The 15549-nt window shown below is 60.9% G+C and carries 13 protein-coding genes; 10 read left to right on the top strand and 3 right to left on the bottom strand.

All coding sequences use genetic code 11. From position 1 onward, the window contains the following. Nucleotides 1–35: 35 nt before the first annotated feature. The 8 genes from NW842_RS05335 (at nt 36) to NW842_RS05300 (ending at nt 11522) form a co-directional block, all read left to right on the top strand. Nucleotides 36–1874 carry an ABC transporter permease gene (locus NW842_RS05335; RefSeq protein WP_414417616.1) on the top strand — a complete coding sequence of 613 codons (1839 nt, stop codon included), beginning with the start codon at nt 36–38 and terminating at the stop codon, nt 1872–1874. 46 nt (nt 1875–1920) lie between these two features. Then, complete coding sequence (locus tag NW842_RS05330) at nt 1921–2844, top strand: ABC transporter permease (RefSeq protein WP_414357441.1); 924 nt, start codon at nt 1921–1923, stop codon at nt 2842–2844. A 616-nt stretch (nt 2845–3460) separates the two neighbouring features. Then, nucleotides 3461–3613, top strand: coding sequence for a photosystem II protein Y (locus NW842_RS05325; protein ID WP_414330801.1), 153 nt, complete (start codon nt 3461–3463; stop codon nt 3611–3613). A 34-nt stretch (nt 3614–3647) separates the two neighbouring features. Next, nucleotides 3648–4748: an NAD(P)/FAD-dependent oxidoreductase gene (locus tag NW842_RS05320; RefSeq protein ID WP_414417615.1), complete on the top strand. Its 1101-nt coding sequence runs from the start codon at nt 3648–3650 to the stop codon at nt 4746–4748. 189 nt (nt 4749–4937) lie between these two features. Further along, nucleotides 4938–5843, top strand: a complete 906-nt coding sequence (locus NW842_RS05315; RefSeq protein WP_414374196.1) for a 6-carboxytetrahydropterin synthase — start codon at nt 4938–4940, stop codon at nt 5841–5843. Beyond that, on the top strand, nt 5797–7164 hold the full coding sequence (locus tag NW842_RS05310; protein ID WP_414374194.1) for a DNA double-strand break repair nuclease NurA: 1368 nt from the start codon (nt 5797–5799) through the stop codon (nt 7162–7164). Before NW842_RS05315 ends, NW842_RS05310 begins: the two co-directional genes overlap by 47 nt. 126 nt (nt 7165–7290) lie before the next feature. Further along, nucleotides 7291–10713 carry a maltose alpha-D-glucosyltransferase gene (gene treS, locus NW842_RS05305; RefSeq protein WP_414374192.1) on the top strand — a complete coding sequence of 1141 codons (3423 nt, stop codon included), beginning with the start codon at nt 7291–7293 and terminating at the stop codon, nt 10711–10713. Between the two features lie 47 nt (nt 10714–10760). After that, complete coding sequence (locus NW842_RS05300; protein WP_414374190.1) at nt 10761–11522, top strand: SOS response-associated peptidase; 762 nt, start codon at nt 10761–10763, stop codon at nt 11520–11522. Here NW842_RS05300 and dprA read toward each other — a convergent pair. Beyond that, a complete protein-coding gene (dprA, locus tag NW842_RS05295; protein ID WP_414374189.1) occupies nt 11461–12618 on the bottom strand; it encodes a DNA-processing protein DprA in 1158 nt (385 codons plus the stop codon). The two genes, NW842_RS05300 and dprA, sit on opposite strands and share 62 nt — an antisense overlap. Nucleotides 12619–12756: 138 nt before the next feature. Between dprA and NW842_RS05290 the strand changes: the two genes are divergently transcribed. After that, nucleotides 12757–12948, top strand: a complete 192-nt coding sequence (locus NW842_RS05290) for a hypothetical protein (RefSeq protein ID WP_238376882.1) — start codon at nt 12757–12759, stop codon at nt 12946–12948. Further along, nucleotides 12941–14395, top strand: coding sequence for a sodium:solute symporter family protein (locus NW842_RS05285; RefSeq protein WP_414374188.1), 1455 nt, complete (start codon nt 12941–12943; stop codon nt 14393–14395). The genes NW842_RS05290 and NW842_RS05285 overlap by 8 nt, the downstream gene beginning before the upstream one ends. Nucleotides 14396–14419: 24 nt before the next feature. Here the strand turns inward: NW842_RS05285 and NW842_RS05280 are convergent, their stop codons facing one another. Continuing rightward, nucleotides 14420–15244 carry a type II CAAX prenyl endopeptidase Rce1 family protein gene (locus tag NW842_RS05280; protein ID WP_414417614.1) on the bottom strand — a complete coding sequence of 275 codons (825 nt, stop codon included), beginning with the start codon at nt 15242–15244 and terminating at the stop codon, nt 14420–14422. Between the two features lie 15 nt (nt 15245–15259). Next, nucleotides 15260–15541: an ATP-dependent Clp protease adapter ClpS gene (gene clpS / locus NW842_RS05275; protein ID WP_099812808.1), complete on the bottom strand. Its 282-nt coding sequence runs from the start codon at nt 15539–15541 to the stop codon at nt 15260–15262. Between the last annotated feature and the right edge of the window lie 8 nt (nt 15542–15549).

Here is a 15549-nt window from a genome sequence, read left to right as displayed (position 1 = left end):
GGATTATTCCCTTTGGTTTTGCTGAATCTCTGCCCATGCTGCTGTTGCTGACCAATCTGAGCGCCGTTTTGCTGTTTTTGCTCTGCCCCTGGTGGGTGCTGAGGCGGGAGTTCGGCGGCACAGGGGTGCTGGCAGGAACCTTTGGCCTCATCGACCCGCAGCAGTTGGGAATCCCGGAGACTTTGGCGGTGGGTTGGATCCCAGGGTTGAGCTGGGCCTGGGTGCTGTTGGCGCTGTTGTCGTGTCTGGCTCTGGGGATCAAGGAGCGGCAAGTGCGGGCCCGCTGGCTGTACAGCTTGGGAGTGGTCGGTCTGGTTCTATTTGGGCTGGGCTTGCTCTGGTTTTATGGGGCAGTGGGGGCGGTGAATGGGGCGGCCCTGGCGGAGGGGATCCCGCCGGCTCGGTTGCCGTTGCGGCGGTTCAGCCCTTCTTTGGCTGGCTATGCCAGCTTTGCCTATGCCCTGCTGCTGTTGCTGCTGGGGCGGCTGCAGTTGCCGGGGGGAAAAGCCTTTTTGGTGCGGCGGCGGCAGATCATCGTCCCCCTGACTGCCTTGGGGGCGGCGGTGGCAGCAGGGGCGGTGGTGGTGGGGTTGCTGCGGCCCGGCCTGGGCTCCTCGCCCGATTCGCCTTTTTTTGTAAAGCTAAGCACCAAACTGGACTTGATCACCTACACCTTTCAGGTGCTGTTTAGCCCCATCACTCATCTGCCCGGGTTGTTCCAGAGTTTGCTGCTGGCCACTCCTCTGATTTTTACGGGGTTGGCGGTGGCCTTTGGCTTTCACGCGAGCTTGTTCAACATCGGCGCGCCGGGACAACTGACGATGGGAGCCATTGCCACCATGCTGGTGGGGGTATACCTGCCGGGGCCAGGTTGGCTGACTTTGCCCCTCTCGGTTTTGGCGGCGGCTGCCGGTGGAGCCCTTTGGGGTGGGATCCCCGGTTGGCTCAAGGCCCGCTTCGGCACCCACGAGGTCATCAACACGATCATGATGAACTACATTGCCGCCTCAATCTTCTTGTTTTTAATTTCGGCCAACCAGTACCGTTTTTTCGGCTATCCGGTCACTTTGCCCTTCAAGGCCCCCGGCCCAGAAGCCCGTAGCTACGAAATTCGCCCCGAATCGCGGCTGCCCTCGCTGCTGGAGTTGCTGGGGCTACAGGGATCCGGCCCCGGGACGCTGTCTTGGGCTTGGCCCTTGGCCCTGTTGGCCGGGGTGGGGTTTTACCTGCTCTGCAGAGGCTGGCCCCTGCAAAGACGATGCATCGGATCCCTGGCGGCAGGGCTGGGGGGATATCTGCTGGGGGGCATCTTGCCCGGTTGGCCGGTGGAGGTGCCCACAGGGTTGGCCGCCATCCGCTTGAACGGGGCCTTTTTGATTGCGCTGCTGGCGGTGGCAGTGGTGAATGTCTATCTGTGGGGAACCTTGGAGGGCTATGAGCTGCGGGCCATGGGCTTTTCTCCCAGAGCGGCAGAATATGCCGGGGTGGACTTGGGCCAAAAGCAAATCTGGGCCATGGCCATCTCCGGCGCCTTGGCGGGGCTGGCTGCAACCCACTATGTTCTGGGGGCCGGCCTCGAAGAATACCGCCTCAAGCAATCCTTGCCTGCCCAGGTCGGTTTTGATGGCATTGCGGTGGCCCTGATGGGGCAAAACTCTCCTCTGGGCATCGTCCTCACAGCACTGCTGTTTGGGGTACTCTTGACGGGGGGGCTGCGGCTCAATCTGGAATTGGGGATCAGCCGAGAATTGGTGACCGCTCTACAAGCTTTGATCGTCTTGTTCATTGCAGCAGGTGGCCTGTTGCCCGGCTATTTCACGGATCCCTTGCAGGCAGCCCAGGTAGAAATGGACTGCGATGAACGCTCAACTTGAGTACCCCTGAGCGGAGATCTCGCTTGCGCTGGCGTTGCAGAGCACTATGGCAACTCTGTTTTGGGCTTTGATCCCGGCTACCCTGCGCTCCACCACCCCTCTGTTGCTCACGGCCTTGGGGGGCATGTACTCGGAACGCAGTGGCGTGGTCAATATTGCCCTGGAAGGGATCATCTTGTTTGGGGCTTTGGCGGCGGCAGTGACCACCCAACGCCTGGAGGCTCCCCTTCTGGCCCAGACTCCAGCAGCTCAGGTGGGTTGGATCCCTTGGGTGGGTTTGTTGGCCGGCGCCTTAGGGGGGGTGGCCATTGCCTTTGTGCATGCGCTGATGTGCATCCGCTACAGAGCCGATCAAATTGTCAGCGGCACCGCCATCAACCTGTTGGCCATGAGCGTGCCTTCGCTGGTGCTGCAATCCTTCTACGGCAACACCACCAACTCTCAGGAAATTGTCAATCGGCTGCCGTTATGGCATGGGTTTAGCCCCTTGGTGTACCTGGCCTTTCTGTTGGTGCCGATCTCCTGGTGGTTGCTGTTCAAAACGCCCTGGGGCTTGCGGCTGCGAGCGGTGGGAGAGCATCCTCAGGCTGCTGCCACCATGGGGGTGGATGTCCTGGGTATGCGCTACGCGGCGGTGCTGCTCTCCGGCTTGTTGGGGGGCCTGGCGGGGGCTTATCTTTCCATCGGCTTTTTGAACCAGTTTGTCCGCAACATGTCAGCAGGAAAGGGCTTTATCGCCTTGGCAGCGATGATCTTCGGCAAGTGGCATCCCTTCGGGATCTTGGGCGCAACGCTGTTGTTTGGAGCCACCGACGCCCTGGCCATCCAACTGCAGGGAGGAGATGTGATGCCGCCCGTGTTGATCCAGGCTTTGCCCTTTGTGTTGACGATGGGGGTTCTATCGGGAGTGCTGAGCCGCACCCGCCAAACCCGCCCGCCGGCTGCCCTGGGCAAAATCTACAGCAACTGAAAGAGAGCCGAGAGACAACCCTTTCTAGCGCACAGTCATGATGGTCATCTCGATTCAAACTAGGACACTGCACCCACACCTAAAACGTTGGTCGCGTCGGCGTTGCGGAACAGTAATGCACTCGGCCAAAGGCTTTCCTCAATGGCCCAGGCATCTCACCCTAGACTGAACACCGCAGTCTAGAAATGGTCTAGAAACAGCTTAGAAACCCTCGGAAAGGCAGAGGGGCGCCAAGATGGGCTCCGGGGAACTCCCCAAAACAGGGATCCTCTCATGGGCAGCAATATCAAACTGGCTCGGTTGCTGGCTTTGGCGGCAGTTAGCGGTTGATCGGGGTCGATTGTACGCCCCTGCTGGGTACGCTAGTTCTGGACGCGATTCTCGGTGTGGGCCTGTTGGCTCCCGCCTCAGCAGTCCAGATGGGGCAAAGTCTGTCCGGTAGGGATCCCCATTTAGGTTTATTCTGGACTTAGCCATCTTTCCAGAGTTGCACCTCAGCTTGTGCGGGATCCAGAGTCGAAAATGGTTTCACCCTATCGGGATTCCGGCAGTTGCCAACCCTGGAGGCTCTTGTTCCGAGCAGTCGGTAAATCTATGTTAGGGGGGGATGAAAACCATGGACATTGATCTTCGTCCGCTGATCGTTTTGTCGCCCATTGTTTTGGTGGTTGCCTGGGCTGCTTACAACATCATCAAGGCTGCCATCAAGGGGGAGGCCAAGCTCTTCGGCGAAAGAGGCAACAACCCCTTTGGCAGAGGGGGGAGCTGAACGTGCGGATCCGCTCACAGCCGGCAGGCTCAGTATGCTAGGTGAGGAGACCCAGGCAGCGGTAACGCCCTCCGAGGGGACAAGCCCAAAATCCGCTGATGTGATTGTTATTGGGGCCGGAGTGGCCGGCTTGGTGTGTGCAAGGCAACTGCTGCGGCCAGGGCTCCAGGTTCTGGTGCTGGAAAAATCGGCAGGCTTGGGCGGGCGCATGGCCACCCGTCGAGTTGAACATGCTGGACAAACGGTGCCGGTGGATCATGGAGCTCAATACCTGACCGCCGACTCGGATGGCTTTCATCGCTGGGTGAAGGAGCTGCTGGGCCTGGGGCTGCTGACGGAATGGACACGCTCGCTGCATGTGCTGGATCGAGAAGGGCTGCGCCCGGAGGATCCCAACGATGAAAAACCGCGCTATGTCTGCCCCCAGGGCATGACAATGCTGGCCAAACACCTGGCTGCCCCGCTGTCGGTACACACCCAAACTCGTGTGGTCAGCCTCAAACCTTTGGCAACAAGCTGGCAATTGAGGGCGGAGAACGGCCAATGCTACGAGGCTGCTGCCTTGGTGGCGACAATCCCGGCCCCCCAGTTGCTGCCTTTGCTCCGCGAAGGGATCCCCCCGGCTGAAAACCTGTTGCCTCTGCTGGAATCCGCCCAGTATCAACCCTGCCTTGCGGTTTTGGCGGGCTACTCCGAGAACATACCGCCACCGCCCTGGAAGGGGATCAAGTGCTTGGAAGATCCGATGTTGGCCTGGCTGGGACTGGACAGCAGCAAGCGCCTACAGCCACTCTCGCCCGTGGTGGTCTTGCATGGGGGGGCGGAGTGGTCATCTCTGTACCTGGAGGCCAGCCCACCTGAGCTGGAAAAGGCCGGTCGAGAATTGCTGGCCCACGCGGCCCAACGGCTGGATCCCTGGCTGGCTTCGCCACAATGGATGCAGGTGCACCGTTGGCGCTACGCATTGCCTTTGGAAACCACGGGATTGGCCAGCCTAAGCACCCGTATTCCCGCCGCTGAGGGATTGCCTTTGGTTTGTGCCGGCGATTGGTGCGCCGGGGGTCGCATAGAGGGGGCTTGGCTCTCAGGGCAAGACGCTGCCAAAACCCTGCTTGGAATGCTTTCCGGGAAATGAGGGGATGCAGAGGGTATGCACGGGCCGACTCGGTCGGCAGGGGAAATGCCTGGCCTGGCGCAGGACGGAGATGACGGCAAGACCACTGGGAGGGCAGGCTGAGGGCCGCCGAGAATTTCCACCCTCTGGGCCGGGGAGTGTGCCAAGCTGAAAGGGTGGATCCCCTGGCAGGTACTCTCCTCTCCATTTATGCCCAGAACCTGCACAATCTACCGTCGGGCGCAATTTGCCGCCAGCCACCGGTACTGGTTGCCCGAGCTCTCAGAAGCCGAGAACTTGGCCCGCTTTGGCCCCAATGCCCGTTTTCCCGGCCACGGCCACAACTACGTGCTGGAGGTGGGCATGAGTGGCGAGGTGGATGACTACGGGATGGTGCTCAACCTCTCGGATGTAAAGCAAGTGATCCGGCAGCGGGTGATTCAAGATCTCAACTTTGCCTATCTGAATCAAGCTTGGCCGGAATTTGCCCAAACCTTGCCCACCACCGAGTTTATCGCCTACGCGATTTGGCAACGCCTGGCCGAGGCTCTGCCCCTGACCAGCGTCCGTCTGTACGAGGATCCCGAACTTTGGGCCGATTACCGAGGAGAAGCCATGCAAGCCTACCTGACGGTTGCCACCCATTTCAGCGCTGCCCACCGTTTGGCTCTGGATCACCTGAGTTTTGAAGAAAACAGCGCCATCTACGGCCTCTGTGCCCGTCCCCACGGCCACGGCCACAACTACGGCCTGGAGATCACCGTCAAGGGATCCATCCATCCGCGCACGGGGATGATCGTGGACTTGGCAGCCTTGCAGCAGGTGATCGACGAGTGGGTGGTGAAGCCTCTGGATCACACCTTTTTGAACAAAGACATCCCCTACTTTGCCCAGGTGGTGCCCACCGCCGAAAACATTGCCCTCTACATCCAGCGGCTGCTGACTCTGCCCATTCGGGAGCTAGGGGTGCAGTTGCACCGGGTTCGCCTGCAGGAGAGCCCCAACAACAGCAGCGAGGTCTATGGGGAGTTTCCGCTGGAAGAGCTGCTCAACTCCTCAGAAGGACAAGATGTGGCTCCCCCCGCTTCTGGCAGCCCTATTGCCACGCAACGCTGATGTGACCACCATGCTGGATCTGGTTAAGCTGAGCGGGCAAATTCCTGCCTTCACCCGGCACTTGCAACAGGAGTCGAAAGCCGGCCAAGAACGCCTGCGCCAAGCCTGGCAAGTTTTCGAGCGCTGGCAGCAGGAGCCGCAGGTTTGGCAGTCCCGCTGGGCCGAGTGGGGATCCCATCTGTCGTTTGTTTGCGCCAGCCCTGCCGAGCCGCCGGAAGCTTGGGGATCCCTGCCCAAGGTTGAACCTCTGCAGGGGCGACACACGGTGGTGGCCACGGATGGATCCCAGATTTTGCCCAGCCATCACGAGATTGCCTATTGCTCGCTGATCAATGTTGGGCGCGTGGTTCTCCACTACGGCACCCAGGAGTGGCCGCTGTTGGACAGCCAGCCCCTGCTGCTGTATGGAGATGAATCCTTTGCCCGGCACTCAGACTCCTCTTCCCCGGAGCGGAGGGCAGAAGGGTTGCCGAGCGCCCCCCTTAACCGGCGAGACTCTCGCCCACGGCGCACCCCAGGTGAACGCAACCCCGGCAGCGGAACGGAGCCTTCGTTGGGGCCGGAAGAGGTGCTGGCCTTACGACGCTCCCGAGCAGAACTGGAGGAGCTGGCGCAGTTGGCCCTGTCGGTGCCCCGTCGCCGCATCACGCTGGCGCTCTTGGATGGATCCCTGATCCCCTGGGGACTGGAACCTCTGTCCCAGCCGGCCCGGCGCCCCTGGTTGGATCCCATTCTGGCGACCTTGGAGCAGTTGCGGGCGGCCCGCATCCCTCTCGTGGGCTACATCAGCGCCTCTCGCAGCAGCGAAACCCTTAACTACCTGCGCCTGGGGCTGTGCCCCTACCTGGGCTGTGAATGTTATCGCTACTGCCTTGCCGACAAAACCCCCCCTTGCCATCCCTTCGCCCCCCTGGCAGACCGCGTCTTTTGGGGATCCCTGCTGCAGCCGGGAGAGCGCAGCCCCCTTTGGCGCTGCGGAGCCAGCGTGCTGGACGCCTTCGGGGAACACCACGTCCACTGTTGTTACCTCAATGTTGGCGAGGGATCCCTGGGCGAACCCGAGGTTGCCCGCCTGGAGTTTCCCGCTTGGGTGGCCCAGGATGCGGAGTTGCTGCAGCGGGCCTTGGCAGGCGTGCTGAGCCAAGTGCACAAAGGCTTTGGCTACCCCATCGCCTTGGCAGAAGCCCATCATTTGGCGGTGGTGAGGAGCGGGGATCGGCAGCGGTTCTTTGCCCTGATCGAGCAGGAGCTGATCCGCACCGGCCTGCGCCACGTAGCCGTCTCTCGCAAGGAAGCCCAGAAGCGGAGTGGCATTGCCTGAGCCCGAGAAAGCCCGCACTGACCCTGGGGATCCCTGGCACCCAAGAAAAGGCTGTAGCCTATTGAGGGGATCCCCATTCAACGGTTAGGGTTGCCAAGGTGTCCCAATCCTGTCTCTGTTGCCAGCATGATGATCCGAACCTCTCTGCGCAGCATCATCTCCCCCCTCACCCACAACCCCCTCTGGTACAAAGACGCGATCATCTACGAGCTACCGGTGCGGGCTTTTGCCGACAGCGATGGCGACGGCGTGGGAGACTTCCAGGGCCTGACGGAAAAGCTGGACTACCTGCAGGATCTGGGCATCACGGCCATTTGGCTGCTGCCCTTTTTCCCCTCGCCCCTGCGGGATGACGGCTACGACGTCTCCGATTTCACCAACGTTAACCCCACCTTGGGCACCCTAGAAGACTTCAAAATCTTTCTGGATGCCGCCCATCAACGGGGGATCCGCGTCATCATCGAGCTGATCCTCAACCACACCTCAGATCAGCACCCGTGGTTTCAGCGGGCTCGGCGGGCTGCTCCCGGCACCCCAGAGCGAGACTTTTACGTTTGGAGCGATACGCCCGAAAAGTACAAAGAAGCCCGCATCATCTTTCAAGACTTTGAAACTTCCAACTGGGCCTGGGATCCGGTGGCCAAAGCCTACTATTGGCATCGCTTCTACTCCCACCAGCCGGATCTCAACTACGATAACCCCGCCGTGCAGAAAGCCATCTTTGAGGTGGTGGACTTCTGGCTGAGCATGGGGGTGGATGGCCTACGGCTGGATGCCGTGCCCTATCTCTACGAGCGGGAAGGCACCAACTGCGAGAACCTGCCGGAAACCCATGCCTTCCTCAAGGCCCTGCGCCAACACATCGACCGCAACTATCCCGACCGCATGTTGCTGGCCGAGGCCAACCAATGGCCGGAAGATGCCGTGGCCTACTTCGGCGACGGGGACGAATGCCACATGGACTTTCACTTCCCCCTCATGCCGCGGCTGTTCATGGCCATCCAGATGGAGGATCGCTTCCCCATCATTGACATCCTGCAGCAAACCCCGCCCATCCCCGAAACCTGCCAATGGGCCATCTTCCTGCGCAACCACGACGAGCTCACCTTGGAGATGGTCACCGACGAAGAGCGGGACTACATGTACCAGGTGTACGCCAAGGATCCCAATGCGCGGGTGAACCTGGGCATCCGTCGGCGCTTGGCCCCCCTGCTGGGCAACAGCCGCCGCCGCATCGAGCTGATGAACAGCCTGCTGTTTTCCCTGCCCGGCACCCCGGTCATCTACTACGGGGACGAGATCGGCATGGGAGACAACATCTACCTGGGGGATCGCAATAGCGTGCGCACCCCCATGCAGTGGAGCGCCGACCGCAACGCCGGCTTTTCGCGGGCCAACCCGCAAAAGCTTTATCTGCCCATCGTCATCGACGCCGAGTACCACTACGAAGCTGTCAATGTGGAGGCGCAGCGAAACAACCCCCATTCCCTGTGGTGGACCATGAAGCGGCTCATCGCCGTGCGCAAGCGATTCCAAGCTTTTGGCCGCGGCTCCTTTGAGCTGCTCCACCCGGAAAATCGCAAGGTGCTTGCCTTTATGCGGGCCTTTGGCGATGAGCGCATCTTGGTGGTGGCCAACCTCTCCCGCTATGTGCAGTGCGTGGAGCTGGACTTGGCGGAGTGGGAAGGACTAATTCCGGTGGAGATCTTCGGGCGCACCGAGTTTCCCCCCATCGGACAACTGCCCTATTTTTTGACTCTAGGCCCCCATTCTTTCTATTGGTTCTCCCTTGAGCCCCAAACGGAGCGGATCCACCCCAGCCACAGCAAGCCGGAAGAGCTGGATCGTCTGCCCACCCTGATCCCCTCAAGCGGCACTTGGGAAAGCCTCTTTCAAGGGGAAAGCCAAAAGCAGGTGGAGGCGCTTTTGGGGGACTATCTCTACCGTTGTCGCTGGTTCGGCTCCAAAGCCCGCCAGATCCAGTCGGCCCAGATCTTGGATGCCATTCCCTGCAACCGGGAGGCAGATCCCCCCTTTCGGGGCCAGATCATTCTTCTGCAAACTGAGTTCACTCAGGGGGAAGCGGAAGTCTACTCCCTTCCGGTAGGCTACGCCACTCAGGAGATGGCTCTGCACCTGCGCAGGGAGATGCCGCAAGCGGTCATTGCCCCTGTGCAAGTGGCCGGGGATCCGCCGGGGGTTCTTTTCGACGCTTTGGCGGATAAAACCTTTTTGTCCCTAGCCTTGCAGATCATCGCCCAGCAGGGGCGCCTGCGCCACAGCTCCGGGGAGCTCTGGGCCACCACCTCTGGCGCTTTTGAGTATGACCCCAGCCTGGAACCCCGTATCCTCAAGGCCGAGCAGAGCAATACCTCTGTGGTCTACGGCAACCGGTACATCCTCAAGGTCTACCGCAAGGTGGCCGAAGGGGTGAATCCCGAGCTGGAGATTGGCCGCTACCTGCTGGAGCACCATCCCCAAGTGCGGGTGCCGCGGCTGCTGGGATCCCTGGAGTATCGCCGTCGTCGCGGGGCCCGTGGGTTTGATCCCGCCGATCAGCCCATTACCCTGGCCATTTTGCAGGAGTACATCCCCAACGAGGGAGATGCCTGGCACTACACCCTGGACAGCCTGGGGCAATTTTTTGAGGCGGTGCTGGTTCACTACCAAGAGGTGGATCCCGTGCCCGTGCCGCAGGGATCCTTCTTGGAGCTTTCCCAACAGCCCTTGCCGGAGCTGGCCTACGCCACCATCGGCAGCTACCTAGAATCGGTGCGGATCTTGGCCAAGCGCACCGCCGAGCTGCACATCGCCCTGGCTGCCGATACGGAGAACAAAGACTTTGCCCCAGAGCCTTTCTCCAGCCTGTACCAGCGCTCCGTTTACCAGTCCATGCGCAACTTGGTGGGGCAGGTGTTTCCGCTGCTGTTCGCGTCAGCGGGACGGAGTCCTTATAAGCAGCTCCCCAAGCTGCCGGAAGCAGAGGCCAACTTGGCTCGGGCTGTTTGCGACCAAGAAGGGGAAATCATGAGCCGCTTCCGCCTGATCCTGGAGCGGAAGATCACCGCCCTGCGTACCCGCTGCCACGGGGATTATCACCTGGGCCAGGTGCTGTTTACCGGCAAAGACTTTGTCATCATCGACTTTGAAGGGGAGCCGGCCCGCTCTTTGGGCGAACGGCGTCTCAAGCGTTGCCCCTTACGGGATGTGGCGGGGATGCTGCGATCCTTCCACTATGCTGTCCACACAGCTTTGCGCCAGCAACTGGAGAGCGGCTTGGTCTGCGCCGACCACTGCCCCGACATGATGCGGTGGGCCCAGTTTTGGCACCGCTGGGTCTGCGCGGGCTTTTTGGCCGAATATCTGCAGGTGGCTTCCCAAGCGGCTTTTTTGCCCCGCAGCCTGCAAGAGATAGAGGTGTTGTTGGACGCCTATCTGCTGGAAAAAGCCATTTACGAGCTGGGCTATGAGTTGAACCACCGCCCCGAGTGGGTGGAGATTCCCCTGCGCGGGATCTTGCAACTGCTGGGCATTTCCACCAAGGTTTAGGGGATCCTGTCGGCAGGCCATTTGGGGTGAGCGACTGGGGGACAAACATGTGTGGACGGTTTAGCCTGGCAGTGGCCCCAGAAGTGCTGATGCAGCATTTCGGCTTGCCGGTGGCAGCAGAAGAAAGGGCAGTTGTCTCCCGGTACAACATCGCCCCTTCTCAGCCCGTGCTGGCGATGATTGAGCTGGGATCCCTTCAGCGCAAGGCAACCCATTTTCGCTGGGGCCTGATCCCCGCTTGGAGCCAAGCCGCCAAGGCCGGGTTGATCAATGCTCGTTCTGAAACGGTGGCCGAGAAGCCTTCTTTCCGCGAAGCTTTCCGCCGTCGTCGCTGCCTGATCCCGGCAGATGGCTTCTACGAGTGGGCCGACCAGGGTACAGGCAAGAAGGGCAGACAACCCTACTGGTTTCACCTGGTGGATCGACCGGTATTTGCCTTTGCCGGGATTTGGGAACGCTGGCGCAGCCCAGAGGGAGTGGAGGTGGAAACCTGTGCCATCCTCAACACCGCTGCCAACCGCCTGATGCGGCTTTTTCACGAGCGGATGCCCGTGATTTTGACGGAAAACGACTACGACCTTTGGCTGGATCCCCAGGTGCAGGATCCCAAGCTGCTGTTGCCCCTGCTTCGCCCCTACCCGGCAGAGGCCATGGTGGCTTATCCGGTCAGCACCCATGTGAACAATCCCCGCCACGAGGATCCCACTTGCCGCGCTCCCACAGGAGAGGCAGTGCGGGGGGCCGACTTCAGCGCGCTCGACGATAGCGCATCCCCGGCAGTTGCACGAGCCAGCCTTCCAATTCCATAAAGAGCAGGGTGCTGGAGAGGGTGGTGATGTCCATCTGGGTGGCCTGGGCCAAGGCATCGATGCTGAGGATCTCGGTTCCAATGGTTTGCCATAGGATTTGCTGCCGGGGATCGGTGGGGGCAGTGGGTTGGGGTTCTGTCTTGGGCGGGGATCCCTGAACTAAGCCCAAGTCTTTCAACAGCTCCTCGATCCCCAGGATCATGCCGGCGCCGTCGCGGATGAGCTGCAGGCAACCACGGGCTGCTGCCGTGTCGATGTTCCCCGGCAGGGCATACACTTCCCGACCGTAGTGGTTGGCCAGGTGAGCAGTAATTAGCGCTCCCGAGGTTTCCGGAGCCTCCATCACCAAAGTGGCGCGGCAGAGGCCGGCAATGATGCGGTTGCGCTGGGGAAAATGCTCCTTGGCCGGTGGCGTGCCGGGGGGATATTCGCTGAGGATGGCCCCTTGGGCCAGGATGCGCCGGTAGAGAGCTTGATGGTGAGCTGGGTAAACTTTGTCCACCCCCGTTCCCACCACGGCCACCGTCTGGCCGCCGGCATCCAGACAGGCCTGGTGGGCAATGCCGTCGATCCCCGTTGCCAGCCCCGAGACCACCACACAGCCAGCTTCCGCCAGGGCAGCGCTGACTTTCTGGGTCCACTGTCGACCGTAGGCCGTAGGGGCGCGGGTGCCGACGATGGCAATAGCCGGCTGTTGCCAATTGGGACATTCTCCTAGGGCATAGAGAATGGGCGGGGGATCTGGCACCTCCCACAGCAGCGGCGGATAGTCCGGATCTGCAGGCGTGAGAAAGGGGATCCCCGCTTTGAGGGTTTCCTCCAGGATCTGCTCGGGATCAAGGCCAGGACGGGCAGAGACAATAGCCTGGGCCAGGGTGGGGCCAATGCCTTCCACCTGCTGCAGGGCCGGGGCATCCGCTTGCCAAGCCCGCTCCAGGGATCCAAAAAACTCCGCCAGCCGCTTGAGCCGGTGGGGGCCAATCCCTTTGATGCGGGCCCAAGCTAGCCAGTAGGGCCGCTCTCGTTCTTCATGGCCTGGCCCACGGGAAGGCTCCCTCTTGCCAACAGGATCTGAAGGGGAAAGGGGAAAAGACAATTTAGCTCTGCGCAGTAGTGGCTGTATCTTAAATGATTGGCAAAAGGAACGCTTGGCAAAAAAGCAGGAGATGGGTAGATGTCAGGGTTGGATCCCGCCGGTAACCTTCAAGGATCAAGGCAGCTGCGGTTTGGGCGGATGCGCCAAGCTTGGGTGTGGGGGGCCTATCCCCTGCTGTGGCTGTTGACCTGGGTGGGATCCCGCTCGGCCCAGCCCCAGTTTTTGGGGATCCCGGCCTGGTATTGGCTGGCGGGATTGGCTGTCCTGCTGTTGGTACCTCTTAACTTCTACATTGTGCGCGTTTGCTGGCCGAGAGGCGGAGATGAGTAACACGGTTTTGAGTCTGGGTGTGGTGGGGGCATACTTGCTGCTGCTGGCAGCCATCGGCTTCTGGAGCTATCGCCACAGCGGCCAGGATCCGGTGAGCTATTTTTTGGCAGGGCGGGGGTTGGGATCCCTGGCTCTAACCTTGACGACGCTGGCGACGCTGCTCAGTGCCTTTACCTTCATTGGGGTGCCGGCAGATGCCTATACCCATGGCCTGGGAATCTTCCTGGGGGTGGGGGTGACCACCGCCCTCATTTCGGGGCTGTTTTTGTGGGTGGGCTACCGGGTATGGCTAGCAGCCCAACACTTTGGCTTCATCACCCCTTCGGAGTTCTTCGGCCATCGTTTTCAAAGCCCCCTGTTGGCGTTGTTGTATTGCCTGAGCGCTTTGGTGTTTACAGCCCCCTACATCAGCATCCAGATCATTGGCGGGGCCCGAACCCTAGCGGCTGTCTTGGGGGAGGGGATCCCCTACTGGCCCTTGGCGGTGGTGGTGGCGCTGGTGATCTTGGGGTATGTGCTCTTTGGCGGATCCCAGGCGGTGGTCTGGACGGACGTGGTGCAGGGGATCATCCTGATTTTGGGGATGGGGGTGGCCTTTGTTGCCCTAGCCTTGGGGGTGGGCCAGGAGGCTGCCGGGCAGTTGGATCCCTGGCTGAGCTTGCCCGGCCCCAATGGGCGCTGGAGCTGGCAGGGGCTATTTGGCAACCAGTTGCTGTTTTTCATGGCCACGCCCCTTTTCCCGCAATTTTTCCAGCGCTTCTACATGGCCAAAAGTGCCCGGCCCTTCCAGACCCTGATGGTAGTCTGGCCGCTGCTGATTCTGCTGGTCTTTTTCCCAGCAGCTCTTCTTGGGGTTTGGGGCCGCCTGGCTTTTCCCAGCCTGGAGAAAACGGATCAGATTATGCCCATGATGTTGCAAACCCTGCCCAGCGGCGTAGCAGCGGTGGTGATTACGGCGGCCCTGGCTGCTCTCATGTCTACAGCTGACTCCCAGCTTCTCACCGCCAGCTCCCTAGTGACGCGGGATCTGGTGGTTACCTTCTTCAGGCGCCAGCTTTCCCCCCACCAAGAAGAGTTGCTAGGCCGCTGGGTGGTGCTGGGGATCGGCCTAGCTTCCTTTGTGATTGCTCTTAACCCGCCGGGGCTGATTGTGGAGATTGCCACCTGGAGCTTTCAGGGCAACGCCATGCTGTTCCCTGTCTTAATTGCTGGCCTGTACTGGAAGCGGGCTACCCGCGCTGGGGCTGTAGCCGGGGCCCTCGTCTCCAGTGGCCTGACTTTAGGTTGGCTGTCGGGTCTGTTGCCGCGGGCTTGGACAGGGGGCTGGTTACCCGTAATCCCGGCAGTGGTGATCGGCAGTGGGGTGTTAATTGGCGTAAGCTTGCTTACCCAGCCGCCCAAGGAGCAGGTGACCGCCTACTACGAGGAAGGGCCTTGGGGAGAGTAGGTTATTCTTTATCGATCAGCTCAATCAACGCTTTTCCAGGTCTGCCGGTAGCCAGCCAGCTTGAGCCAGGCCGTTGAGAAATGCGAAAGTCCCTCCTAGAAAAAGCAAGCCCATCAGGCCCGCCAAGGGGTTGCCACCAATCCCCGTTAGCCACGCTGGCGCCCTGCCGGTGTAGTCTATCCAGGCCAAGTTGTTGACCCAGGCCATGCCCCATACCCAACCCGCGTGCAGCCCTAGGCTAAGGCCCAGCTTGTTTTGGTTCCAGACCCTCGCCTGCACCAGCAGCAGCCCCATCAGCCACAGTCCGGGAAATTGCGGCCAGGTGGCGAGAATCTCAGGCAAAGGCTTCAGGAAATGGGCCATAGCAAACAGGAAGCTGGATCCCCACACCGCAGTGCTGCAACCGTAGTCCAGCAGCATCTCCTGCAGCAGCCAGCCGCGAAAAAACAGCTCCTCCGCCAGCGCCACCCCCAAGCCCAAAAGCAACCCCAGCAACCCATAGACCAGCAGGGATCCCCCTCCTACCGCCCTCCAACTCAGCCAACCCAGGGATCCCTCCAGGCCAAACAGCAGGAAAAGCCCGCCCACACCTATCCCCAGGCCCCAGAGGATCCCGCCCCGACAGGCCCAACTGCTATCTAGCCCATAGGCAGCAAATCCAGATCCCCACAGCCCCAGCCAGACCAGCAGCAAGGCATACAGGGGCAGCCACAGGTAGGCTCGCGCTTCCGGAAAAAACCACCCCCCCAGCCCGACCCACGGCAGCCAGGCTAGGAGGGGGATCCCCAAAAACAGCAACAGCCGCAGCGGCAAGGGCAAAGCCTTGAGTTTTGCAATCAGCAGGCCCACCCCAACCGCTCCTGCTTAGCGTTCCGGCTCAATGGAGCTGGTGAGGCCGTGCTGACGCAACTGCTCACAGTAAAACTCCGCGTGCTCCCGCGGCACCACGATCACCACAGCAACACCGTTGTTGTGGGCTTCCAGCATGATCTCAGTGGCTTGCGGCGGCATCATCGCCGGGATCACCTTCACCAGCACCTGCACCACGTACTCCATGGTGTTGACATCGTCGTTGTGCAGCAACACCCGGTACATGGGCATGTGCTTCGGGGTTACAGAAGGCTTGACCAGGGTCTCTGTAGCCACAACGATCC

Source organism: Synechococcus sp. R55.4, from assembly GCF_047461935.1.
In the GTDB taxonomy this organism is placed as follows: Bacteria; Cyanobacteriota; Cyanobacteriia; order Thermostichales; family Thermostichaceae; genus Thermostichus.
The sequence above is the reverse complement of the archived record's forward strand: the minus strand, read 5'-3'. Positions and strand labels throughout refer to the sequence as shown.